This is a genomic window from Microbacterium sp. Leaf288 (genome assembly GCF_001422925.1).
Lineage (GTDB): Bacteria > Actinomycetota > Actinomycetes > Actinomycetales > Microbacteriaceae > Microbacterium.
The window spans coordinates 211,561-234,369 of record NZ_LMNI01000012.1; the positions used below are offsets into that span (position 1 = coordinate 211,561).

The 22,809-nt window shown below is 69.4% G+C and carries 20 protein-coding genes, 1 tRNA gene and 1 riboswitch; of the genes, 4 read left to right on the forward strand and 17 right to left on the reverse strand.

The annotated features are described in order from the left end of the window. Positions 1-14 precede the first annotated feature (14 nt). The 5 genes from ASF40_RS14575 to ASF40_RS14595 form a co-directional block, all read right to left on the reverse strand. Positions 15-1,328 carry a homoserine dehydrogenase gene (locus tag ASF40_RS14575; protein ID WP_056370330.1) on the reverse strand — a complete coding sequence of 438 codons (1,314 nt, stop codon included), beginning with the start codon at positions 1,326-1,328 and terminating at the stop codon, positions 15-17. Then, positions 1,325-2,809 (reverse strand): diaminopimelate decarboxylase, encoded by a 1,485-nt coding sequence (gene lysA, locus ASF40_RS14580; protein ID WP_056370332.1) that lies wholly within the window; start codon positions 2,807-2,809, stop codon positions 1,325-1,327. The genes ASF40_RS14575 and lysA overlap by 4 nt, the downstream gene beginning before the upstream one ends. Before the next feature lie 149 nt (positions 2,810-2,958). Beyond that, positions 2,959-3,777, reverse strand: coding sequence for an LmeA family phospholipid-binding protein (locus ASF40_RS14585; RefSeq protein ID WP_056370334.1), 819 nt, complete (start codon positions 3,775-3,777; stop codon positions 2,959-2,961). Positions 3,778-3,779: 2 nt separating this feature from the next. Continuing rightward, on the reverse strand, positions 3,780-5,447 hold the full coding sequence (locus ASF40_RS14590) for an arginine--tRNA ligase (RefSeq protein WP_056370337.1): 1,668 nt from the start codon (positions 5,445-5,447) through the stop codon (positions 3,780-3,782). A gap of 46 nt (positions 5,448-5,493) precedes the next feature. Further along, positions 5,494-6,348: a transglutaminase-like domain-containing protein gene (locus ASF40_RS14595; RefSeq protein WP_056370339.1), complete on the reverse strand. Its 855-nt coding sequence runs from the start codon at positions 6,346-6,348 to the stop codon at positions 5,494-5,496. A gap of 161 nt (positions 6,349-6,509) precedes the next feature. On the opposite strand from ASF40_RS14595, the gene ASF40_RS14600 reads away from it, so the two are divergent. Next, on the forward strand, positions 6,510-7,334 hold the full coding sequence (locus ASF40_RS14600; RefSeq protein ID WP_235560251.1) for an SGNH/GDSL hydrolase family protein: 825 nt from the start codon (positions 6,510-6,512) through the stop codon (positions 7,332-7,334). Positions 7,335-7,378: 44 nt separating this feature from the next. Further along, a tRNA-Arg gene (locus ASF40_RS14605) sits at positions 7,379-7,454 on the forward strand. A 201-nt stretch (positions 7,455-7,655) separates the two neighbouring features. Here the strand turns inward: ASF40_RS14605 and ASF40_RS14610 are convergent. The 3 genes from ASF40_RS14610 to ASF40_RS14615 all read right to left on the reverse strand — a co-directional run bounded on the left by ASF40_RS14610 (position 7,656) and on the right by ASF40_RS14615 (position 9,665). Beyond that, on the reverse strand, positions 7,656-8,102 hold the full coding sequence (locus ASF40_RS14610; RefSeq protein WP_200919497.1) for a VOC family protein: 447 nt from the start codon (positions 8,100-8,102) through the stop codon (positions 7,656-7,658). A gap of 262 nt (positions 8,103-8,364) precedes the next feature. Beyond that, the gene (locus ASF40_RS21150; RefSeq protein WP_157549696.1) at positions 8,365-8,655 is read right to left on the reverse strand and encodes a hypothetical protein; all 291 of its coding nucleotides are present in this window, start codon (positions 8,653-8,655) and stop codon (positions 8,365-8,367) included. 278 nt (positions 8,656-8,933) lie between these two features. Then, entirely contained in the window at positions 8,934-9,665 is a 732-nt protein-coding gene (locus ASF40_RS14615) for a putative immunity protein (protein ID WP_327037409.1), read from the reverse strand. Between the two features lie 116 nt (positions 9,666-9,781). Between ASF40_RS14615 and arr the strand changes: the two genes are divergently transcribed. Continuing rightward, on the forward strand, positions 9,782-10,207 hold the full coding sequence (arr, locus tag ASF40_RS14620) for an NAD(+)--rifampin ADP-ribosyltransferase (protein ID WP_056370345.1): 426 nt from the start codon (positions 9,782-9,784) through the stop codon (positions 10,205-10,207). Positions 10,208-10,523: 316 nt separating this feature from the next. Next, complete coding sequence (locus ASF40_RS14625) at positions 10,524-11,243, forward strand: potassium channel family protein (protein WP_056370347.1); 720 nt, start codon at positions 10,524-10,526, stop codon at positions 11,241-11,243. 872 nt (positions 11,244-12,115) lie between these two features. On the opposite strand, the gene ASF40_RS14630 is transcribed toward ASF40_RS14625, so the two are convergent. From ASF40_RS14630 to trmB, 9 genes are all read right to left on the reverse strand, one after another. Then, positions 12,116-12,421: an NIPSNAP family protein gene (locus ASF40_RS14630; protein WP_056370349.1), complete on the reverse strand. Its 306-nt coding sequence runs from the start codon at positions 12,419-12,421 to the stop codon at positions 12,116-12,118. A gap of 462 nt (positions 12,422-12,883) precedes the next feature. Beyond that, entirely contained in the window at positions 12,884-14,755 is a 1,872-nt protein-coding gene (locus tag ASF40_RS14635; RefSeq protein WP_056370352.1) for an alkyl/aryl-sulfatase, read from the reverse strand. Between the two features lie 43 nt (positions 14,756-14,798). Further along, on the reverse strand, positions 14,799-16,451 hold the full coding sequence (locus tag ASF40_RS14640) for a SulP family inorganic anion transporter (protein WP_056370353.1): 1,653 nt from the start codon (positions 16,449-16,451) through the stop codon (positions 14,799-14,801). 55 nt (positions 16,452-16,506) lie between these two features. Next, on the reverse strand, positions 16,507-17,340 hold the full coding sequence (locus ASF40_RS14645; RefSeq protein ID WP_056370356.1) for a mechanosensitive ion channel domain-containing protein: 834 nt from the start codon (positions 17,338-17,340) through the stop codon (positions 16,507-16,509). A 319-nt stretch (positions 17,341-17,659) separates the two neighbouring features. After that, a complete protein-coding gene (locus tag ASF40_RS14650) occupies positions 17,660-19,201 on the reverse strand; it encodes a M20/M25/M40 family metallo-hydrolase (protein WP_056370358.1) in 1,542 nt (513 codons plus the stop codon). Positions 19,202-19,386: 185 nt separating this feature from the next. Continuing rightward, on the reverse strand, positions 19,387-19,707 hold the full coding sequence (locus ASF40_RS14655; protein WP_056370360.1) for a DMT family transporter: 321 nt from the start codon (positions 19,705-19,707) through the stop codon (positions 19,387-19,389). Positions 19,708-19,716: 9 nt separating this feature from the next. Then, positions 19,717-19,782: riboswitch (guanidine-III (ykkC-III) riboswitch) on the reverse strand. 58 nt (positions 19,783-19,840) lie between these two features. Then, the gene (locus tag ASF40_RS14660; protein ID WP_056370362.1) at positions 19,841-20,722 is read right to left on the reverse strand and encodes a CPBP family intramembrane glutamic endopeptidase; all 882 of its coding nucleotides are present in this window, start codon (positions 20,720-20,722) and stop codon (positions 19,841-19,843) included. Positions 20,723-20,757: 35 nt separating this feature from the next. After that, the gene (locus tag ASF40_RS14665) at positions 20,758-22,131 is read right to left on the reverse strand and encodes an MFS transporter (protein ID WP_082497086.1); all 1,374 of its coding nucleotides are present in this window, start codon (positions 22,129-22,131) and stop codon (positions 20,758-20,760) included. After that, entirely contained in the window at positions 22,128-22,793 is a 666-nt protein-coding gene (gene trmB, locus ASF40_RS14670) for a tRNA (guanosine(46)-N7)-methyltransferase TrmB (RefSeq protein ID WP_396654124.1), read from the reverse strand. The genes ASF40_RS14665 and trmB overlap by 4 nt, the downstream gene beginning before the upstream one ends. Positions 22,794-22,809: the final 16 nt, after the last annotated feature.

A 22,809-nucleotide genomic window follows, 5' to 3' on the forward strand; every position in this document is an offset into this window, starting at 1 on the left:
CTTCAGAAAAGTCTTCAATTGCCTTCGACGCGCAGCACCGAGACGACGCGCTCGACGACGCCGCTCGCGGCGAGGCGGTCCACCGTCTCGCTCAGGTCCTGCTCCAGAGCCTTGTGCGTGCCGATCACCAGTCGCGCCACGCCGCTCTCGCCCTCGGCCGACTCGACGACGGTCTGCTCGACGGTCGCGATCGACACGCGACCCTCGCTCAGGATGCCCGCGACCGTAGCCAGAACGCCCGGCTGGTCGTCGACTTCGAGCGTGATCTGGTACCGCGTGGTGACGCGTCCGACGGGAACGATCGGCAGGTTCGCGAGCGTCGACTCGCCGACGCCGACGCCGCCGGCGATGTGGCGGCGCGCCGCCGAGACGACGTCGCCGAGCACCGCCGACGCGGTCTGCACGCCACCGGCGCCCGCGCCGTAGAACATGAGGTTTCCGGCGGCCTCGGCCTGAACGAACACCGCGTTGTTGGCGCCGTGCACGCTCGCGAGCGGGTGCGCGCGGTCGATGAGCGCCGGGTAGACGCGCACCGAGATGGATTCACCGGATGCCTCGGTCAGGCGCTCGCACACGGCGAGCAGCTTGATGACGTACCCGGCGTGGCGTGCGGCATCCATCATCGACTTGTCGATCGAGGTGATGCCCTCGCGGTGCACCGCATCGAGCGGCACGGTCGTGTGGAACGCCAGGCTCGCCAGGATCGCGGCCTTCTGCGCGGCGTCGTAGCCCTCGACGTCGGCGGTCGGGTCGGCCTCCGCGTAACCGAGGCGCTGCGCGTCGGCGAGCACGTCGGAGAACTCGGCGCCCTCGGTGTCCATCCGGTCGAGGATGTAGTTCGTGGTTCCGTTGACGATGCCCATGATGCGCTGGACGCGGTCGCCGGCGAGCGAATCGCGCAGCGGACGGATGATGGGGATCGCGCCCGCGGCGGCCGCCTCGTAATAGACCTCGGCACCCACCTGATCGGCGGCGTCGAAGATCTCGGGGCCGTGCGTCGCCAGGAGCGCCTTGTTGGCCGTCACGATGTCGGCGCCCGAATTGATCGCGTGGAGCAGGTACTCTCGCGCCGGCTCGATGCCGCCCATGAGCTCGATGACGATGTCGGAGCCGACGATGAGCGAGTCCGCATCGGTCGTGAAGAGCTCGCGCGGAAGGTCGGTCTCGCGCTTGGCGTCGACGTCGCGCACGGCGATGCCCACCAGCTCCAGTCGTGCACCCGCGCGGTCGGCGAGCTCGTCGGCGTGCTGACGCAGCAGCGCGGCGACCTGCGAGCCGACGGCTCCGGCTCCCAGCAGTGCGACGCGGAGGCGGCGGTAGTCGGTCACTTCGACTCGCTTCGCTCGCTCAGTACAGGCATACGTTGTCTTCCTTCCGTCGGTGCGCCGGCGAGCTCGCGCCCGTCGCGCACGGTGCTGAGGCCTGCGTCCCGGGCGAGCAGATCGTCGATCGTCTCGCCGCGCACGATGACGCGCGCCTCTCCCCCGCGCAGCGCCACGACGGGCGGGCGGGAGACGTAGTTGTAGTTGCTCGCGAGCGAGAAGCAGTATGCGCCCGTCGCGGGCACGGCGAGCAGGTCGCCGGGCGAGACGTCCCCCGGCAGGTACTCCGCGTCGACGACGATGTCGCCCGACTCGCAGTGCTTGCCCACGACGCGCGCGAGCGCCGGCTCGACGTCGCTGGTGCGCGACGCGATGCGGGCCGAGAACTGCGCGCCGTACAGGGCCGGGCGGGCGTTGTCGCTCATGCCGCCGTCGACGCTCACGTACAGGCGGGTGTCGCCGCTCTCGAGCGCGACGGGCTTGGTCGTGCCCACCTCGTACAAGGTCACGCCCGCGCGGCCCACGATGGCACGGCCCGGCTCGAACGCCAGGTTCGGCATGGGGATGCCCCGCACCTCGCACTGCCGCGCGACCGACTCGGCGATGCCCAGCGCGAGCTGCTCGATGGGGGTGGGGTCGTCGACCGACGTGTAGGCGATGCCGAACCCGCCGCCGAGGTTCAGGACCGGCAGCTCGCCGCCTTCGCGGAGCTCGGCGTGCAGTTCGACCAGGCGGGCGGCGGACTCCTCGAACCCGGCGGTGCCGAAGATCTGCGAGCCGATGTGGCAGTGCAGGCCCACGAACTCGAGCCCGCCGAGCTCGCGGATGCGGGCGACGGCGGCCGGGGCATCCGTCAGCGTGAAGCCGAACTTCTGGTCTTCGTGAGCCGTCGCGAGGAAGTCGTGCGTCTCGGCGTGCACGCCGCTGTTGACCCGCAGCAGCACGGCCTGCGTCGCTCCGCGGCGCTCGACGATCGCCGCGAGACGCTCGATCTCGATGAGGCTGTCGATGACGATCGAGCCGATGCCGACCTCGACGGCCCGCTCGAGCTCGGCCACCGACTTGTTGTTGCCGTGGAAGCCCAGTCGCGCAGGGTCGGCGCCCGCCGCGAGCGCGACGGCGAGTTCTCCGCCGCTGCACACGTCGACGGCGAGCCCCTCTTCGGTGACCCAGCGCACGACCTCGGTGCTGAGGAACGCCTTGCCGGCGTAGTAGACGCGGGCCTGAACGCCGTGCAGCGCCGCAGCCGCGCGGAAGGCGTCGAGTGTGCGGCGCGCGGCCTGGCGCACCTCGTCCTCGTCCACGACATAGAGAGGCGTGCCGAATCGCTCACGCAGGGCGGTGGCAGGGATGCCGCCGAGCTCCAGCACGCCGTCGGCATCACGCGCCGCTGCCGCCGGCCAGACGGCCGGGGCGAGCCCGTTCGCGTCGGCGGGGCGCTCGAGCCACGCGGGAGCGACGGAACGGTGGTGCGGGTCGGCGGACACGGTGGACCAATCAGTGGGAGCTTCGACGCTGGCCGTCCGGGAGTCCGGGTGCGGCTCTGCCAGGCCGGAGGGGGTCACGCGCCTGGCGGTGGTAGCAGTCTAGGGCACACGGCTCCAGGGCCCTGCGCCGTGTGACGCCCTGCGGCGGCTCAGGCGCAGGTGCCGTTCGCCTGCAGCGCCGGATCGGTGGCGATCGCCCCATCGACGTCGAAGTCGGCGACGAGCACGTCGCCGGTCACCTCGACGGAGGTAAGGGTCACTCCGGATGGCAGGTACTGCGCGATGCACACGTTCCACTCGCGCAGGACGATGTCGGCGAGACCTCCGAACTGGCTGCGCAGGGCGTCGGCGGTCACCTCCGACTCGCCGAGACGGAACGCCGCGGGCGTCAGGACGATGGCGCCGTCAACCGCGGACGGCGCCAGGGCGACGCCGACGGGGATGGACGCGCCGAACAGCTGCAGGTCGATCGACATCGTCACGTTCGGCGCGGCGAGGCCCACGGAGTCGGACGGGAGACCCTCGACCGTCGCCAGCAGCGTGCGCAGCTGCGACTCGTCGAGCGAGACGGTCGCCGTGGCGCCGCTCATCTCTCCGGTGCCGCGCACGGCGACATCGTGCGCCGTCACCGTCACATCGCCGGTGACACCGCCGAGCGTGACGTCGTCGGAGGCGATCGTGAGGTCGTCGATGGAGCCCGAGATGAGCTGGGGGATGACGGCGCCGGCGACGTCGACGTCGATCGGGTGGTCGGCAGGCAGCGACAGCTGGGTGCGCACCTGGTCGCGGACGACGCCGGTCACGATCTGCCGGGCGATCGCCTCGGCGGCGAACCACGCGGCCACGGCGAGCACAGCGACGATCGCGAACGCCACGATCCACGGCCACACGCGGCGCGGCTGCGCCGGTGCCGTCGACAGCGTCCCGTCGGGGATCGGCTCGGTCGCCTGCGTGTCGCCTCTGGCCATTGCTACATCCGTTCCGGTGCGGTGACACCCAGGAGATCGAGCCCGTTTCGCAGCACCTGGCCAGTGGCGTCGTTGAGCCACAGCCGGGTGCGGTGCACCGGCTCGACGGGCTCGTCACCCAGCGGGATCACGCGGCAGTTGTCGTACCAGCGGTGGTAGAGCCCCGCGAGCTCCTCGAGGTACCGCGCGACGCGGTGCGGCTCGCGCACCTCGGCGGCGAACGCCACGATGCGCGGGAACTCCTGAAGCGCGCCGAGGAGGGCCGACTCGGTCTCGTGGGTCAGCAGCTCGGGGGCGAACTCGGAACGGTCGACACCTGAGCCGTGGGCGTTGCGCGCCACGTTGTGCGTGCGCGCGTGCGCGTACTGGACGTAGAAGACCGGGTTGTCATTGGTGCGCTTGCGCAGGATCTCGGGGTCGAGCGTGAGCGGCGAGTCCGCGGGATAGCGCGCCAGCGAATAGCGCAGCGCGTCGGTGCCGATCCAGTCCCGCAGGTCGTCGAGCTCGATGATGTTGCCCGCGCGCTTCGAGAGCCGTGCGCCGTTGACCGACACGAGCTGCCCGATGAGCACCTCGATGTCCTTCTCGGGGTCGTCGCCGGCCGCACCGGCGAGCGCCTTGAGGCGGTGCACGTAGCCGTGGTGGTCGGCACCGAGCAGGTAGATCTTGTGCGCGAAGCCGCGGTCGCCCTTGTTGAGGTAGTACGCCGCGTCGGCCGCGAAGTAGGTGTACTCGCCGTTCGAGCGACGGATGACGCGATCCTTGTCGTCGCCGAAGTCCGTGGTGCGCACCCACACGGCACCCTCGTCGTCGAACACGTGGCCCTGTTCGCGCAAGCGGTCGACAGCCTCGTCCACGAGGCTCGGCTCGCCGTCGGCCCCCTTCGCGTGCAGCGTGCGCTCGCTGAAGAAGACGTCGAAGTGCACGTTGAACTTCTCGAGCGACGACTGCAGGTCGCCGAGCTGCAGCTCGTAGGCGCGGTCGCGCGCGATCCGCAGCTGCTCGTCCTCCGCCAGCGTCAGCAGTTCGGGCACCGCCGAGAGCACACGCTGCGCGAGGTCGGCGATGTACGAACCCGGGTAGCCGTCCTCGGGGGTCGGCTCGCCCTTGGCGGCGGCGAGCACCGAGCGGCCGAACCGGTCCATCTGCGCGCCCGCGTCGTTGACGTAGAACTCGCGGACGAGCGTCGCACCGCTCGCGAGCAGCAGCCGCGCCATCGAGTCGCCGAGCGCCGCCCAGCGGGTGTGGCCGATGTGCATCGGACCCGTCGGGTTGGCACTGACGAATTCGAGGTTGATCGTGTTGCCGCGCTGCGACTCGTTCGTTCCGAACGCCGCGCCCGCGTCGACGATGGTCTTCGCGAGCGCACCGGCGGCGGCAGCATCCAGTCGGATGTTGATGAAGCCGGGACCGGCGACCTCGACATCGGCGACGCCCTCGACCTGCGCGAGACCGGCCGCGATGTCGGCGGCGAACTCGCGGGGGTTCGCGCCGACGGCCTTCGCGAGCTTGAGCGCCGCGTTCGAGGCCCAGTCACCGTGGTCGCGGTTCTTCGGCCGCTCGAGCGGCAGATCGGCGACCGTGAGCCCTTCGGCCGCACCGGGTCGTCGCGCCTCCGCGAGCGGGGCGACGACGGCGAGCAGGGCGGCGGAGAGGGCTTCGGGATTCATAGCCCGTCAAGTCTACGGGCGCGGCCCGCCCCGCCCCTGCGCGGGGTCAGGAGATCTGCACCAGCGCGCCGAAGTCGTCGGCGGCGGGATCGGATGCCTCGGGCAGCACTTCGGGCAGAGTGTCGAGTCCGTCGAGGGTCGCGGCCTCGGGGACCACCCACGCGTCGACGCGCAGGCGCTTCAGGCCGACGTAGCCGCCGTGGTAGCTGAGGAATGCGCAGTCCGCGGCATCGCGCCCGGTCGCGATGCGCACCAGAGAATTGCGGTTCGCGAGACGTGTCGCGTCGATGACGTACCAGGCGCCGTCGAGGTACGCCTCGGCGACGGCGTGGAAGTCCATCGGGCGCAGCCCCGGCGCGAAGCACGCGGCATAGCGGGCCGGCATGTCCATCGCGCGCAGCAGGGCGATGACGACGTGCGCGTAGTCTCGGCAGACGCCCTGGCCGGTCATGAGGGTCGTGACCGCACTGTCGGTGCCCTGACTGAGACCCGGCGTGTACGTGGTGCTCGTCGAGACGAACTCCGACACCGCCGCGATGAGGTCGTGGCCCGAGAGCCCCTTGAACTGGCGACGGGCCTGCTGGAACACCTCGTCGGACTGCGCGTAGCGGCTCGGGCGCAGGTAGGTGATGGCTTCGAGATCGCTCGTGCGGCTGCTCGCGGCCTGTCCGTCGACGGTCGCCTCGTAGCGGATCTCGAGGTGGCCGGGCTCGCCCGTGAGGCGGTGCAGCCTGCTTCCCGACTGATCGACGATCTCGGTCGGGGTGTACACGCGATCGCCCTGGATGAACGTCAGATGCTCATTCGAGATCGGCACCGCCTGAGCGGCTGCGATCTGGAAGATGAGGTCGACGGATGCCCCCAATTCGAGGTCCATCTCAGCGGTCACGACGCGTTGCACCGAAGTATCCTCGCATGCCGCGAGGGCTCGATCGCGCGGGGTTGACAACCTCTTGCTGCGAGTGTTCTGGAAGCGATTCCCACCCTCAGGATCGGGCCCCTCTTTTCCCCAGTTCACGGCCCAGGGGACGACCTCGTCCGTGCATGACTTACCCTCTTCACATGCACGCGCCCGGCAACACCCGAGCCCGGCGGCTATGGCTCCCCTTGGCGGGCGCCGCACTGGCCGTCGCGGCGGTGTGCGCGGTCGCGGTGCTGCGCCCCTGGGGTGCATCCGAACCGGTGGCTCCGGCGGCGGTGGCCGAGGGTGAGGCGGCGGTCGCAGCATCCGTCCCTCCCGCTCCCCTCGTACTCGAAGACGATGCGCGTGTGCTCGTCTTCGGGGACTCGTGGGTCTACGGCTCGGCCGCGAACGTGCCGACGCTCGGCTTCGCCTACCTCCTCGCCGACGAGCTCGGCGTCGAGACCGTCGTGGACGGCGTGCGCGGCAGCGGCTACCTCAAGCCCGGCCTCGACGGCCCCGCCTACGGCGAGCGCATCGGCGGGCTGGATCCGGCTCTCGACCCCGACCTGATCATCGTCGAGGGGTCGATCAACGACCGCAAGCTCTATCCGGCCGGATACCGGGATGCCGTCACCGCCGCGTGGAACGCCCTCGAGGCCCGCTACCCCGACGCCGAGATCGTGATCCTCGGCCCGTCGCCGCAGGTGCTGCCGGTACAGGACGCCACGCGCCGGATCGACGCCGACCTGAGCGAGCTGGCCGGCGCACGCGGCTGGTGGTACGTCTCCCCCATCCGCGACGACTGGATCACCGACGCCAACTACCTCGATGTCATCGACACCGGGCCCATCGGTCGTGACCATCCCTCGACGAACGGCCACGCCTACCTCGCCGACCGCGTCGCAACGGCGATCGAACGCATGGAGCAGCAGCCAGCGATCGTCGCCGACGCACCGCTGGACGACACTCCCCCGGCGCCCTGAGGTGGCGGGGCGACGGGCGCCTGGATGGTAGTCTCGATCGGCACGCCTCCGTAGCTCAGGGGATAGAGCGTTGGTTTCCGGTACCAAAGGTCGCAGGTTCGATTCCTGTCGGGGGCACCAGTCGGGACAAGGGATCGAGAGTCTTCAGGACTCTCGATCCCTTTCTCGTGACAACACCTTGACAACATCTGTGGCGCGCTCGGCGCGATCGAGAGCAGCGGCTATTGCGTCAAACGGCGATGCCAGGAACTCGGGATACGGGACCGACCGCGACCGGTCTCCGCTCACCTCAGCCGTTCACAACGTGTCGGGGAAGAACAGCTAGTCCACCTGGTCGTCGCCCGCCCACTCCTGCGGCTCGCCGGGCTTATACGTCCCGAAGGTCCACTCATAGCCTTCGAGGTCCCGGACGCGGCAACGATAGTTCCCCCACTCCGTGTCGGTGGGTGCGAAGACGACCTCTGCGCCGGCCGCGACGGCAGACCGGAAGATGTCGTCGACCTCGGCCGGAGAGCACAGGGCGAACACCAGCCCGAGCCCGACCGACTCGCCGCGTGGTTGCGCGCGGTCGTAGCCCGCTCGATCGGTGAAGACGGTGAAGACAGCATCGCCGCGCCGCATCTCGGCGTGCTGGATGCCTCCCTCACCGTCGGGCCATTCCGCGGTGGTCGTCAGCCCGAACGCGCGCTCGAGCCATCGGAGGGCGGCGGGTGCATCGCGGTACGGGATCTGCGCATAGAGGAATGCCGGAGTATCTGCCGTTGTCATGATGAGAAGGTAGCGATACTCCCGGACAGATGGTGTCCGGATCGGTGGAGCTGTCAGGTCGTTGCCGGGGCCGTTGTCGAGGATCGCAACCGACATCGGTGTGAGCGCATCCCTCAACGGGCATCACCCCTGTGAAGACCATGACGTGCGTCGTCGATCCCGTTGCGGGCACTGCGCGAAGCCGGAACGATGCGTGCAGGCCTCAGGGCGTGCATGAGGGCGTTCCGATGCGTGCTGACAGCTGCTCCGGGCGGGTCGGCGATCAGACGTCGAAGCTGTGACTTTGCAAGTTGCCTCTGCCTTCGCGGAGCCAATTGACGTTGAGCCAGTGACGTTCGTGCCCGTCGTCCTTGCGAACACGGAGTTCGATCGACGACTTATGGGGCACCCGGACGGGGAGGCTGAAGTCCGTACTCACGCGGGTGAGTCCAGGTCGGCCGACGATGGTCGTCACCTCAGCCAAGGCTCCCTCGTTGATCAGCCGCACGGTTTCATCGCCTTCTTTGGCCAAACGCCACTGGAAGGTCGGATTCGCCGGGTGCGTGGTCGACAAGTCGTCCGAACTCTCGCCAACCCGGTTCGTGGCGGCCGCCTTTCGCAATCGCCGTCTACGTGCGAGCCACCCGACCGCGCCCAGTACCGCCGCTACGACGAGTCCACCGACGATAGTTGCCCCGAGTTGCGTCTGCGACCATTCCCAGAATCCACTCCATGCGGCCTGGGTCGTGAGTATTGCAAACGACATGAGCGAACACTATCTGGCCGTAACCCCCCGAGCGGCGTCGATCCTCTGCGAGCAGTGCGGATGCCGTGCCCGAGCGCGAGTAGCGCTCAGGCGGTCGTGCTGTGAAGTCGCGTCTGGAGCTGTCGGATGTGTTCGCCGAGCTCACCGGATGACAGCATCCCCGGGCCGAGCGGGCCGGCAGAGTCGCTGCCGATCGGCGGGAGCGACCGGAGTGCAGCCGCGACGTCGGAACTCATGCTGGCGATCTGCCACTCGAGTTCCTCGTTCACAGCGTTCGGGTCGCCCGCGGAGAGCCTGACCGCGCGGGCCGCATAGGCGGCTGCGCCAAGCGCGTGCGCGCCCATGTGCGCGACACCGGCCGCCTGCGCGGCGGCCCGAGCGGCGGCGGCGCCGGCCGGCGAGGCGGCGGACTTGGCTGCGCGCCCTGCGATGAACCGTCGACGGATCTGGTCGGCGGCCGTCAGTCGCCCTGCGGCGAACCCTCGAGTGCGCGCGATCGCGTCGCGCGGCCGGTCGTCGCCTGGCGCCTCGGACTCGAACAGCGCCAGGACGCGCTCCGCGCAATCCGCTGCCCACGCAGCGACTTGTCTCCGGTCATCTTCGCTGAGCGACTGAGGCGAAAGCATGCCAGCAATCTCGCACAACTGCCGATCCCGGGCCGCACTGGATCCGTAAACGCGCACTGCCCGCTCAGCGCCCGCATCGCACTGACCCGATTGCTCCTCGAAGAGGTCACGAAGTCCGACCCCGATCGCGCGCGACGACTGCAACCCGCCTTCGACACGCTGGCTGCACCCGTGACCTGACCCGATCGCCATCAGGCCGCAATCTGCTACGCCACGATCGATCCACAAACGGGCGGTGCGCACTGAGGGGACGCATCCGTGCAGCCGCGATCCTCAAGCCTGCGTGAGGTGGGTGCGACAATTGCGCGATGAGCGGCAATGCTTCACTCGACGACGGCCCGTTCTTTCACGGCACGCGTGCGAACCTCGCCGCCGGAGACCGGCTCGTCGCCGGACATCGGTCGAACTACAGGCGCGAGGTCATCATGAACCACGTGTACTTCACCGCCCTCCGAGACGGCGCGGGCCTGGCCGCCGAGATCGCGGCGATGCTGGGACCCGCCGAAGCGGAGCCGCACGTCTACCTCGTCGAGCCGACCGGAGACTTCGAGAACGACCCGAACGTCACGGACAAGAAGTTCCCGGGCAACCCCACGCGTTCCTACCGGACAAGCGCACCCATGATCGTCGTCGAGGAAATCACGGAATGGACCCGGCTGACACCCGAGGCCCTCGAGTCATGGCGCGTCCGACTGGCTGCGCTGCGCGAGTGCGACGCCGAGATCATCAACTAGCACCGCGCATCTCGATGCTTGGTCGACGTGCCGACCCCGACGGTCCTCGTGCGGGCAGTGGCACGAGGAGGGCCGTCCGTCGGGCATGAGGCTCAAGCTTGGACACCGCACCCTCGAAGACGCAAGAACCGAGCGCGGCGGATCCGTGTGCCGTCGGCGGCCGCGAAGGGCGCCTTCGTGTGAACCCATGACATCGCACTCGAACAGCGTCGTAGATGAGCTCAACGGCTCGTCGCGGAGGGGCAGATCTCGGCAGACGCTCTGCACGTCATCACCGGCGTCCCCGTTGCGGCGATGCGGTTGCGATAATCGCGCCATGTATGGGGAACGTATCGCCAAATGGGAGAAGGCTGTTGAATGGCCCCTCACCCTCGCCGCCGTCCTCTTCCTTGCCGCCTACGCGATACAGATCATTGCCCGACCGGGCGGTTTGTTGAACCTGTCTTGCGAGATCGTCTTGGTCGCGACGTGGGCCGTGTTCGTTGTGGACTACGTGGTTCGGCTGGCGATCACGAAGCGCCGGTGGCGGTGGTTCTACCGGCATCTGCTCGACCTGGCGATCGTCGTGCTGCCGATGCTGCGGCCGCTGCGCCTCATGCGGTTTCTGACCGTTTTGGCACTGATCGGGCGCAGCACCGGCAACATGCTTCGTGGCCGCGTTGTGCTGTACACCGTCGGCGCCACCGTCCTCACCGTGTTCATCGCGGCGCTCTCCGTGTTCGACGCAGAACGCGGCGTCGGCGACATCGACACGTTTCCCGACGCGGTGTGGTGGGCGTTCGTGACCATCACCACCGTCGGCTACGGCGACTACTATCCCGTGACGGCCGCTGGCCGGATCGTCGCAGTCGGGCTGATGGTCGGCGGCATCGCGCTCATCGGTGTCGTCACCGCCACCCTCGCGTCCTGGATCGTCGAACGCGTCGCGGACCAGACCAGCAAGACCGTCTCCGCCACGGAGACGCAAGTCGAGGAACTGCGCAGCGAGATCGTCGAGCTCAAGGAGATGATCCGGGAGCTGCGCCCCGCCAGCTGAGCTGTGACAGCGCGGATCTGCGGCGCCGGCGCAGGCGCAGGGCGTGCACCGAGGTGGGGCGCTACTGTGTGGCTCGTGGATGCGTCTGTGGGGTTGACGTTCTGGGCTGGGGTCATTGTCGGGGTGCTCTGGGGAGTGCTCCTGATGGTGGCCGGCCGTTGGGCGATTGCTGCGTTGAAGCGCGTGAGCCGGCGGCGTCGGCAACGGCGCTACCTCAAGTCGTCCAAGCGCGACCCGCTGCCACAGCTGTGGGCAACTGGAGCCGGCTACCCCGACGCCGGCGCGTCGGGAACCTCGCGGCGGGCTCCCGGCGGGCTCGACGACTATCGCGAGGGACGGCGGCAACGCCCGGACTTCAACCCAACGCCCGGCCCCAGAGACTGGTAGGGCGTCGAGGCGCCTCGCACGACGCAGCCGGATCCCTCCGTCGCCAGTCGACGTCTTGCGCGATCACGACTGGTCAGGAGTACGACTGGATGACCGTCGACGGCACGGTGACCTCGAACTTCTCCGAGGACCAGGACATGGTGCGCATCGACCTGATCGCGCGCAACCCGCAGGGCCAGATCGTGGGCGTGAACTTCACCTTCACCGACCGCGTGCCCGCTGCGGCACCGCAGCGTGGAACGTCTCGATGTGGGAGGTCCCACTCGACAGCACCATCACGGCGTTCGCCCACCTCTGACCCGTGCGGCTCGTGTCCTCCGAACACGCTTCGCGAGGAGCCGGGTCGGGCGGATCAGCGGAACGAAGCGGGAAGGGAAATCCCTTCCACCCGCACCCGAAGGTGGGTCATCAGGACTCCCGATCCTTCTGCTCTTCCCGCGAGACGAGGTCGACCCCACGGCTGCAGGTTCGCAGGCTGCCGGCTGTCAGGAGAAGACCGGAGAGAGGAAGCGACGCTCGTAGCGACGGATGCAACCCGTGGCGCGCGCGAGCGCGAACGCCTCCTGGCACTCCGGATCCGTCTTCGAGGCATTGCGGTAGACCTCATACTCGGCAAGCGACGGGAAGGTGAACAACGCGAACGCTTCGTCGCTGTCGCCCTCACTGGGCAGGAAGTAGCCATGGTGGGTGCCGCCGAGCTTGCCGACGAGTCGGATCCAGGCGCGGCCGTACTCGGTGAAGTCGTCGAGCTTGTCGGGATCGATCTCGTAGCGAAGATGAACAGTGATCATCGAGGTTCCTTTGCACTCAGCCGTACCCACGAGTCTCACTGACCCGGAGCGGGCGCGACGACGATCGGGGGTGCCGCGAGCAAAGGTGGCGGAGAAAGCCCGAGAACTTGGCAGAGCCACGCGGATCGACCGCCCGCGGCAGCGTGGCTCGAGCGGGAGTCGCAGCCGGTTGGAGCACCGCATCACGAGTCGTGGGCGTCGAGCGAGTGACGTCGCAGATCCGGACACTCTTGCAGGGTGTGCGGAGGGTGGGGGGTTCCGCTGGCGATCATCCCCCTCCCGGACGAGCTGCCCGCGCCCAGCCCGGACGCGATCTGGTCCAGCGGTGGTCCGCCCTTCGTCGGCTGATCAGCGGGAGCGGATGCTGCGGCCCGCGCGCACCGGCCGTTCAGGCGCCCCAGCGCCCCTCACAGCCGGTCGCCGGCGCCGCGGGGCGCGGCGCCGGCGACCGGTGGCACGCGATTACGGAAGGACGATCTCGAAATCCGGGTCGCCCTGGTCGAGCACGCCGAGGATCTGCCGCAGCACCCCGGCGTCACCGCGGACCTCGATGCCCTCGGAGTCCGTATCGCCCCCGGCCAGCCGGATGAGGCGGGGCTTCGAGAGCGTGAGCTGCAGCGGGGTCTCGGGATCGGCCTCCCGCTCGACATACACCAGCACCCCGTTGCGCAGCGTCACGTGGAAGGTGCGACCGAGGTCGGTGAGGGTCACGTCCAGGGCGAGGTCGAGGCTCCAGGCCTTCGGGCCGTTCACGCGGATGGCCACGGCGTCGAGCAGCTGCTCAGGCGTGAGCTGGGCGATGATCAGCGGCGCGGCCGTCTGGGTGGGCGTGCCGAAGCTGCCCTCGCGCAGCTCAGTGGCGCCCGACAGGAAGAAGTTGCGCCAGGTGCCGTTCTCGGCACCGTATGCCAGCTGCTCCAGGGTGTCGGCGTAAAGGGTGCGCGCCGCTTCGTGGTCGGCGTCGGCGAACACCGCGTGGTCGAGCAGTGTCGCCGCCCAGCGGTAGTCGCCCGCGTCGAACGCCTGCTGCGCGAGCTCGACCACCCGGTCGACGCCGCCGATCGCGGCGACGTAACGCTCCGCCTGAGCCTGAGGCGGGTGCGGCCACAGGCGCGCGGGGTTGCCGTCGAACCAGCCCATATAGCGCTGGTAGATCGCCTTCACGTTGTGACTCACCGAGCCGTAGTAGCCGTGCGTGCTCCACGACGCTTCGAGCGCCGGGGGCAGCTCGAGCATCTCGGCGATCTCGGCGCCGTTGTATCCCTGGTTCAGCAGCCGCAGCGTCTGGTCGTGCAGGTAGCCGTAGAGGTCGCGCTGGATCGCGAGGAACTCGCGGATCTCCGCATTGCCCCACGTCGGCCAGTGGTGGGACGCGAACACCACTTCGACCTCCTCGCCGAAGCGTTCGAGAGCCTCGGTGAGGTACTGCGACCACACGTGCGGGTCGCGCACGAGCGCGCCCCGCAGCGTCAGGAGGTTGTGGAGCGTATGGGTCGCGTTCTCGGCCATGCACAGCGCACGGTAGCGCGGCAGGTAGAAGTGCATCTCGGACGGCGCCTCGGTGCCCGGCGCCATCTGGAACTCGAACTCGACGCCGTCGACCGTGTGCGTCTCGCCAGTGGTGGTGATCTCCAGCGTCGGCGGGAGGATGGTCGGGCTTCCGGTCGACGTGGTCTGCCCCAGCCCCGCACCGACCTGCCCCTGCGGTCCCTTGGCGAGGGCGGCGCCGTACATGTACCCGGCGCGTCGGGCCATCGCGGTGCCGGCATACACGTTCTCCGCGACCGAGTGCTCGAGGAATCCCTCGGGCACGATGATCTGCACCTTTCCGGAGTCGACGTCGTCCTCGCTGACGATTCCCAACACGCCGCCGAAGTGATCGATGTGGCTGTGCGAGTGGATCACCGCGTGGATCGGGCGCTCGCCACGGTGCGCGCGGTAGAGCGCCATCGCGGCCGCGGCCGTCTCGACCGAGATCAACGGGTCGACGACGATCACTCCGGTGTCACCCTCGATGATCGACATGACCGACAGGTCCAGTCCGCGCACCTGGTACAGCCCGGGCACGACCTCGTACAGTCCATGCTTGGCGACCAGCTGCGACTGCCGCCACAGACTCGGGTGCACCGACGCGGGCGCGTCGCCCTGCACGAAGTCGTAGCTCGAGGCATCCCACACGACGTCGCCCTTGTCGTTGCGGATCTTCGGATCATCGAGCGTGCCGATGTATCCGCGGTCCGCGGCGACGAAGTCATCGACGTCGTCGAACGGCAGCGCAGCCAGGGCGGCGGCGTGAGCCTGACGGATCGACGCTTCCGGTTCCCGCTGTTCCATGTTTCCTGTTCCCTTCGTTCCGGCCCCGGCGGCCGTGAGTCCCTCAGTCCTGCGGCGCCCGCGCTTCCAGCGCGGCCACAGCCTCTCGGTTGGTCGAGTAGACGGTCTGCCCGGACAGCAGTCCGAGCTCGTCGAGTCGCGCCTTCGTAGGCACCCGCACGCGGCTGAACGCCAGGCTCACGCCCTGTTCGTCGAGCCACTCCTCGAGCGACGCGAACGCCTCGGCACCCGTCACGTCGATGTCTGTCACCGCCTCCATGTCGATGACCACGTGCTTCACGGGCTCGTCGGCGCCGGTCACCGCGCGCTTGACGGCGGCGGAGAAGACGGCGCCGTTCGCGAAGAACAGCGGCGCTGCCATCCGCACCACCACGACGCCGGGCGCGGTCGTCGCGCCGGCCGCCGCGTCTTCCAGGAGCGACTGCTTCGCGTCGTCATCGGCGGCGAGGACGTCGATCGCGGGGTTCGCCGCGCGCTTGGCGAGGTTGATGAGCGCGAGCACGAACGCCACGACGATCCCGGGGATCGCGCCGACGAACAGTGTCACGAGGAAGCACACCGCGCCGATCGCGAACTCGAAGCGGTCCTGGCGCCAGAGCACCCGGAACTCGCGGATGCCGAGGAGCGGCAGGATCGCGACGCCGACCACCGCGCCGATGGCGGGCGATGGGATGTCGGCGAGCAGCGTGGTGCCGAACAGCAGAAGCAGCAGCGTGCCCACGGCGAGCACGAGCGACGGAAGCTGGGTGCGGGAGCCCGCCTGATCCATCGCGGCAGTGCGGGACGTCGAGGAGCCCATCGAGAAGCTGCCCTGCGCGCCCGCGGCGATGTTGCCGAGGCCGAAGGCCAGGAGGTCGCGGTTGGCGTGGAACGGGTAGCCGTGCTTCTCGCCGTACGAGCGCGAGACGAGGAGGCCCTCGGCGGTCGTGACGAGCGTCAGCGCGATCGCCGACGGGATCAGCGCCATCCACATCTGCCAGTCGATGACGGGCCACGTGAGCGTGGGCGGCCCCGAGGGGACCGCGCCCAGAACGTCGACGCCCCGCTGGTCGAGGCCTGTCAGCACCACCAGCAGCGTGGACAGGATCAGGACGACGAGCGCCCACGGCACGGCCTTCAGATACCTCTTGCCGAGCAGGAGGACGGCGACGGACGCCGCCGAGATCGCCACCGACCACGCGTTGATCGTCTCGAGGTTCGACACGAGTCCGACCACCTTGTCGACGAACTCGCCGCCCGAGTCGATCTTGACCCCGAGCATCTTCGCGATCTGGCTGACCAGGATGTCGAGGGCGAGGCCTCCGACGAACCCGATCAGGATCGGCTTGGAGAGGAAGTTGGCGAGGAAGCCGAGCTTGAAGAATGCCATCAGCACGAACATGACGCCGCAGATGATGGCCTGCGCGAGTGCGAGCGTGGCGTAATCCGTGCTGCCGGCTGTGGCGAGCCCGCCGATCGACGAGGCGACGAGGGCGGCGGCGGCAGCATCCGGCGACACCACGAGCTGACGAGACGACACGACCAGCGCATAGATCAGCGTCGGCACGACCAGCGCGTACAACCCTGCCGTCGGCGGGAGCCCCGCGATCTGCGCGTACCCGATATTGAGCGGGATGGCGATCGCGAGAAGGGTGACCCCTGCGGTGAGCTCGGTGACGAGGTTCCGCCCGGTCAGCCCGGCGAGGGGTCGCTGCATTCCTGCTCCTGGATAAGGGGGACAGTCGTGTCCACCTTGGCATGGTCGAGCGGTGTCAGACGGGATCGCCGGGCACGAGGGGCGGCACGACCGCTTCGCTCGTGACGGTCGCCGACCACCCGCGCCGCGCCAGTGCCGCGGTGAGCGCGGCGACCACCCCCGACGTGACGGAAAGACCTCGCGCGGGATCGTGCCAGAACTGCACGCGCCCGGTGATCCGGGTGGCGGAGACGGCGGTGACCAGCACGCCGACCGCCGGATCGGCGAGCACACCCTCGGCAGCGGCGGCGGACTCGGCGAGCGCCTCGACGACCACGTCGACCCCGGCGCCGGCGCGCTCGACGCGCACCTGCACTTCGCTGCGTCTGCCGCCGTGGCGCGAGTTGTTGACGAGGGTCTCGGCGAGGAGCTTCGAGTTCGGCACGTGCGCGGTGCGCCCGTCGGGTGTGGTGAAGACCACGGCGCGGGAGTTGAGCTCGATGACGGTGCCGGTGATGGGGTTGCCGTCGGGTCCTTCGACGGTGATCTCCTCTCCGAGCACCACAGGCTTGCGGGTGGCGATGAGCACGCTCGCGGCGAAGTTGTCGGCGACGCCCCTCAGCACCAGCGCCGCGACGACGACCAGCACGATCACGACGGCCAGCACCGGCTGCACATTGGCCCCGAGGAATGCGAGAGCGATCCCGAAGCCGAGCAGCAGGAGTGTGTACTGGGCGAAACGCGCGGCGAACCGCGTCGCGGCCGGCGTCGCCGTGGGCACGTGGCCCATGAGGTCGGTGACGGCCCGCTTCGCGATGCGCGAGGCGATCCACCCGGCGAGCAGGGCGAGGATCGCCCACAGCACCTGCCACCACGTGATCGGCGTGCTCAGGAGCTGGCTGAAATCCACGTCGTCAGGATACGAGCGGGGGTGCGCGCGTCGCGCGAGCCTCGCCGGGGCCCCGGCTTCGAACGAGAGGCCCCGACGACGCCGGGCGCAAAACGATGATCCCCTCGGTGCCGAAGCGCCGGGGGGATCGTCAATGCGAAGGGGTTTCTGTGTTCCGGGTCCTTTCGGGCCTTACGTCTCTGTTTTCTCTTCGCAAGATCGAATGTCCTCCTCCGAAACCCCGTCGTCAAGAGTTCACGAAGAAGTCATCTCGATGTGAGGTTGAGGGTGAGGGATGCTGCGCCCCGGCGCACGTCGCCGAGGCGCAGCATCCGCTCGATCACTGCGTGGCGTCGTCCGTGAACGCGTCCATGCTCTTGCCCGCACCGTGCGACTTGCCCGGTGTGCGGACGCCGTTGACCGTCGACGTGTCGAACGCGAACGTCATGACCGCCGCGGCAACAGCGTCGGAGTTCACGTCGAGCGCGTGCGCATTGAGGTTGTCGATGTCATCGCAGGGAGCGTGGTAGCACGGGTCGAACGCGACGCCGGCCGTGCCGCCGAAGATCGCCGCCTGCTGCGCGGTCTTGACCCCCTCGGCACCGGTGAACAGACCGCCCGCGGGGATGCCCACGGCGATGAAGGGTCCGTAGTCGCTGCGGCCCGAGAACTCGGTGTCCTGGAACGGTTCTCCGACGCTCGTGTAGTACTGCTCGAAGACGTCCTCGATCTGCGCGGACCCCTCCGGGATGAAGCCGGGTGCGGCCGTCCCACTGGAGTTGTCGCCGTCGTAGACGCCCATGAAGTAGTTCGGCGAGCCGATCATGTCGAAGTTGAGGTAGAGCGCGATGTCGCCCGCCTGCTCATCCGACAGAGCCCCGACGTAGTGCTCCGAACCGAGCAGTCCGCTCTCCTCGGCACCCCACCAGGCGAACCGCACCGTGTTGTTGGGCTTGGTCTTCTGCATCTGGATGGCCGTCTCCAGCAGCGCAGCGCTGCCCGAGCCGTTGTCGTTGATGCCCGCGCCGTCCTGGACGCTGTCCAGGTGAGCGCCCGCCATGACGGTGTTGGCGTCGTTGCCGGCCTTGGTCTCGGCGAGCACGTTCCACGCGGTGCGCGTATCGGCCTCGTAGTCGACCGTCACGGTGACGATCGAGTTCGGCACCGACAGCAGGTTCGCACCCGTGGCCGAGGTCGCGAACACCGCGGGGATGGTGAGCCCGGTGGCGTCGCCGATCATGCCGACGAGCCCGGTGCGGCCCGCTTGCCCCTCGTTCATGACGATCACGCCGGCGGCACCCGCCGCCTGCGCGTTGAGGACCTTGACCGCGAACCCGCACGACCCGCGCTGGACCAGGGCGATGCCGCCCGTCGGGAAGCCGGCGAAGTCCGTCGATTCGCATCCGCTGGTGTTGCTGTTCGGCGGGAGCGCCTCGGACGGGTAGACGACACCGACGGGCACGAGCGGCCCGGTCGCGGTGCCCTTGGGACTGCCGGTGTCGAAGCTGTTGCGGAGGAAGTCCGACTCGTCGACGAACGAGGTGGGGTTCGGCGACACACGGATGAGCTCGCTGTTCTCCTCGAAGTAGTCGAACTCGAACGGCTGCACCTCGGGTGTGTACCCGGCGGCGGTGAGCTGGCTCACGACGTAGTCGACGGATGCCCTGTAACCCGGGCGTCCGGCGGCACGGTCGCCGTACTGGTCGGCGATCGCCTGGAACGCCTCGAGATGGTTCAAGACGGCGTCGAGCGTCACGGCTTTCGTGATCTTGTTCACCGAGTTGTTGTTCGGTGCCGCGTACGCGGGAGCAGCGAGAGCGACGGTGGCGACGAGGGCGGTCGCGGTAGCGACAACCCAGGCGCGCCTGGTTCTCATGGGCATGGTCGTGCCTCTCCGCCGGCGACCCCTCTGTCACCGGCTTCCTGCGGGGATGCTCACACACTCCGCGTCGGCACGGCCAGTCCCACGGCGGGCACTCTCATCGAGCTCTCATCATCGGGGCCCGACCAGGACGGATGCTGCGCCCTGGCGCACGACGCCGGGTCGCAGCATCCGTCTCCCGGACCTCACTCGTGGCCGACGAGCTTCAGGCCGACGACGCAGCCGACCAGGCCGAGGATGAGCAGCATCTTGACGAACGAGAACGCCTCGTCGCCGGTGATCATCGCGTAGGCGACGGTCAGCGACGCGCCGATGCCGACCCACACCGCGTACGCCGTGCCGGTGGAGATGTCGCGCATCGCCCAGGCGAGTCCGCCCATGCTGGCGACGAGGGCGACGCCGAAGATCACCGACGGCCAGAGCTTCGTGAAACCCTCGGTCTTGCCGAGGGCGGTGGCCCACACGGCCTCGAGGATGCCGGAAACGATGAGGATGACCCACGCCATGACTGTGCTCCTGGCCAGTCTTGTCGCGTACCGGGTACTGATCCGTCGTCCGGGGATCCCCGGTCGGGGATCCGCTGACCACCCTAGCCGCCCCCGCTGGGCAGGGCCTGGGCAGGGTTGCGGCCCGTCCGGGTCAGACGAAGAAGAGCCAGTCGAGCATCCCCGGGTTGTGCGCGTGGACGAGCACGAGGAAGACGACCGCGTCGAACAGCAGGTGCACGGTGACCACGTAGGCGAGCGAGCGCGTCTTCATGAAGATGAAGCCCTGCAGCAGCGCGAACGGGATGGTGAGCACCGGACCCCACGCCTGGTACCCCAGCTCCCACAGGAACGAGACGAAGACGACCGACTGCAGGATGTTCGCCTGCCAGAACGGGAAGTGCCGCCGCAGCAGAGCGAAGCACGTGCAGATGAAGAACAGCTCGTCCCAGATGCCCACCGCACCCACGCCGACGAAGAGGCGCGCGATGAGCTCCGGGGTGTCGACGACCGGCCAGTTGAGGTAGACGCCCGACGTGATGAAGTAGAACGGCAGGATCAGCCACCCGAGCAGCAGCACGGCGACGAGCCACGTCCACTGGAACCGCGTCCACCGGCCGCCGCCGCGCCACGGGAACCGGATGGCGCGATCGCGATAGACCCATCGCGAGATCACGTAGGGCACGGCGACCGCGCCACCGAGGGCCATCGCGAACCGCAAGATCGCGAGGTTGTCGAGCTCCGCCTTGAGGGGGATCGCGCTCACGATGAGCAGACCCACGGCGATGAGCGAAAGGTCCCGCAGGAGGGACGGCTGACGGAGACCGGAGTCCGACGCAGGCAGTCTGGCGGCAGTATCGGTTCGTTCTGTCAGCAGCGCGGCCGCAAGGCCCGCGGCGAGCAGCACCCACCCGAGCCACGGGACGCGGACGACGAAGAACGCCGGGGCGGCGAGGCAGACGAGGAGGGCGGGCGCCAACCCCCAGGACCACGTGCGGACGGCCGGCGCGGGCGGGGCGTCGGGATGTGCGGGCATGCGCGGCGGCTCCGGTCGGTCGGGGTCGGGACAGGTCAGTGGTCGAGGGGGTGCTCGATCTCATCCTTCGCCATGCGCGCGGCGACGTACGCGAGCGCGCCGAGGATCAGCGGGATCACGCCGGCGGCGATGAAGATCGCCTCGATCGGCACCACCTCGGCGAGGGGGCCGGCGAGCGCCATCGACAGCGGCATGAGCGCAAGCGACACGAAGAAGTCCAGGCTCGAGACGCGCCCGAGCATGTGGCGCGGCACGCGGCGCTGCAGCAGCGTGCCCCAGATGACGTTGCCGTAGCTGAACCCGAAGCCCACGAGGAACAGGCACAGCGCCATGAGCCAGTACTGGTGGGTGATGCCGACGATCGCGAACGGCAGCGTGCTGACGCCCCACACGCCCATCATCACCGTGAGGTACCGGCGCGGCAGCCTCATCGACGACACCACGATCGAGCCGAGCACGCCGCCGATGCCGTAGATCGCGAGGAGGAAGCCGAACAGCCGCGGATCCTCCCCGACCCGGTCGCGGGTGACGAAGGGCAGCAGCACCTCTTCGGGACCGACGAACACGAGCACCCACCCCGTCGCGAACAGAAGCGTCCACAGCAGCCAGGGCGTGCGGATCGTGAAGCCCACCGCCTCGCGCAGGTCGTGGAGCACGCCGCGCACGCCCTCGGGCGCCTCGTGCTGCTCGCCTGGGGCGGCGGGCGGCTCAGGGCGTACGAACAGCAGCAGCACGAACGCCAGCGCGTGCGCGGCGACGACGCCCCACGCCGCGTGCGCGGGTGCGAGCACCGCCGCGACGATGACACCGGCCGCCGCCGGGCCCGCGGCCTGCTGCAGCGCGGGACGGATGGCGCCCTCGAGACCGTTCGCAGCGAGCAGCTGCGCGGGCGGCAGGATGCGGGGCAGGATCGCGCTGTACGCCGGGAAGAAGAAGCCCGCCCCCGCGCCCATCACGAAGGCCACGACCGCGAGATGCGGGATCGTCACGACGCCGAACGAGCCCGCGAGCGCGACCGATGTGATCGCGAGCAGGTTCACGAGCTCCACGATGCGCAGCAGAAGTCGGCGCGGCACGCGGTCGGCCGCGATGCCCCCGGGGATCGCGCACGCCAGCAGACCGATGGCGTTCGCCGCGGCGACGGCCGAGAGCTCGACCGGCCCGCCGCCCGCGCCGATGACCGTGTAGACCATGACGACGGCCCACATGCCCGCGCCGAGGATCGACAGCACCACGGCGCCGAACAGCATCCGGAAGTCGCGGTGCCCGAGCGGTCGGACGAAGCGCCACGGGTCGCGCGGCGGCGCGGGGGCGACCGCGCCGGACGCGGACTGGGGCTCTCGCGCGTGGTCGGGCGCCGGTCCCGGCAGCGGGACCGGGCCGGTGAGGGGTCCGGTGGGTCCGCTCATGACCTCGCGACGCGGCGGTACGACAGATCTCGGATGTCGCGGCCCACGCGCGCGCCCTTGCGCTCGAACGCGGTCAGCACGCGACCGTCGAAGCGCGGCGCCCACTCCCCCTCGAACGTCGCCTCGAACTCGGGCGCGACCGACATGACCTCGCGCATCTGCAGCGCGTAGTCCTCCCAGTCGGTCGCGAGGCGCAGCATCCCGCCGTCCTTCAACGCCCGCGCCGCGATCGCGCCGAAGCCCTCGGCGACGAGGCGCCGCTTGGTGTGCTTCTTCTTGTGCCACGGGTCGGGGAAGAAGATCCAGAGCTCGTCGACGGATGCCTCGGGGAGCAGGTGCTGCAGCACCTCGGGCGCGTTCGCCTCGACGAGGCGGAGGTTCCGCGCCCCGGCGCGGTCGGCGTCGAGCATGGTGCGGGCGAGCCCGGCGCGGAACACCTCGATGGCGAGGAAGTCCGTGTCGGGGCGCGACGTCGCTGCGTGCACGATGGCGTGACCCTGGCCCGATCCGATCTCGACGACGAGCGGCGCGTCGCGCCCCCACACCGTGCCCGGATCGATCTCAGAGTCCGGCAGGATGCTCGTGGCCGCGCGGTCGCGGGGGACCTCGATGACGTACCGCGGGGCGAGCTCGCTCCAGGCGCGCTCCTGCGCGTCCGACATCCGGCCGCTGCGCCGG

What these genes read in the sequence shown, in the direction of transcription:
- ASF40_RS14585 (WP_056370334.1), bottom strand. Translation starts at nt 3,777, where the DNA reads ATGGCCAGAGGCGACACGCAGGCGACCGAGCCGATCCCCGACGGGACG.
- ASF40_RS14590 (WP_056370337.1), bottom strand. Translation starts at nt 5,447, where the DNA reads ATGAATCCCGAAGCCCTCTCCGCCGCCCTGCTCGCCGTCGTCGCCCCG.
- ASF40_RS14600 (WP_235560251.1), top strand. Translation starts at nt 6,510, where the DNA reads ATGCACGCGCCCGGCAACACCCGAGCCCGGCGGCTATGGCTCCCCTTG.
- ASF40_RS14610 (WP_200919497.1), bottom strand. Translation starts at nt 8,102, where the DNA reads ATGACAACGGCAGATACTCCGGCATTCCTCTATGCGCAGATCCCGTAC.
- ASF40_RS14615 (WP_327037409.1), bottom strand. Translation starts at nt 9,665, where the DNA reads ATGGCGATCGGGTCAGGTCACGGGTGCAGCCAGCGTGTCGAAGGCGGG.
- arr (WP_056370345.1), top strand. Translation starts at nt 9,782, where the DNA reads ATGAGCGGCAATGCTTCACTCGACGACGGCCCGTTCTTTCACGGCACG.
- ASF40_RS14625 (WP_056370347.1), top strand. Translation starts at nt 10,524, where the DNA reads ATGTATGGGGAACGTATCGCCAAATGGGAGAAGGCTGTTGAATGGCCC.
- ASF40_RS14630 (WP_056370349.1), bottom strand. Translation starts at nt 12,421, where the DNA reads ATGATCACTGTTCATCTTCGCTACGAGATCGATCCCGACAAGCTCGAC.
- ASF40_RS14635 (WP_056370352.1), bottom strand. Translation starts at nt 14,755, where the DNA reads ATGGAACAGCGGGAACCGGAAGCGTCGATCCGTCAGGCTCACGCCGCC.
- ASF40_RS14640 (WP_056370353.1), bottom strand. Translation starts at nt 16,451, where the DNA reads ATGCAGCGACCCCTCGCCGGGCTGACCGGGCGGAACCTCGTCACCGAG.
- ASF40_RS14650 (WP_056370358.1), bottom strand. Translation starts at nt 19,201, where the DNA reads ATGCCCATGAGAACCAGGCGCGCCTGGGTTGTCGCTACCGCGACCGCC.
- ASF40_RS14655 (WP_056370360.1), bottom strand. Translation starts at nt 19,707, where the DNA reads ATGGCGTGGGTCATCCTCATCGTTTCCGGCATCCTCGAGGCCGTGTGG.
- ASF40_RS14660 (WP_056370362.1), bottom strand. Translation starts at nt 20,722, where the DNA reads ATGCCCGCACATCCCGACGCCCCGCCCGCGCCGGCCGTCCGCACGTGG.
- ASF40_RS14665 (WP_082497086.1), bottom strand. Translation starts at nt 22,131, where the DNA reads ATGAGCGGACCCACCGGACCCCTCACCGGCCCGGTCCCGCTGCCGGGA.
- trmB (WP_396654124.1), bottom strand. Translation starts at nt 22,793, where the DNA reads ATGTCGGACGCGCAGGAGCGCGCCTGGAGCGAGCTCGCCCCGCGGTAC.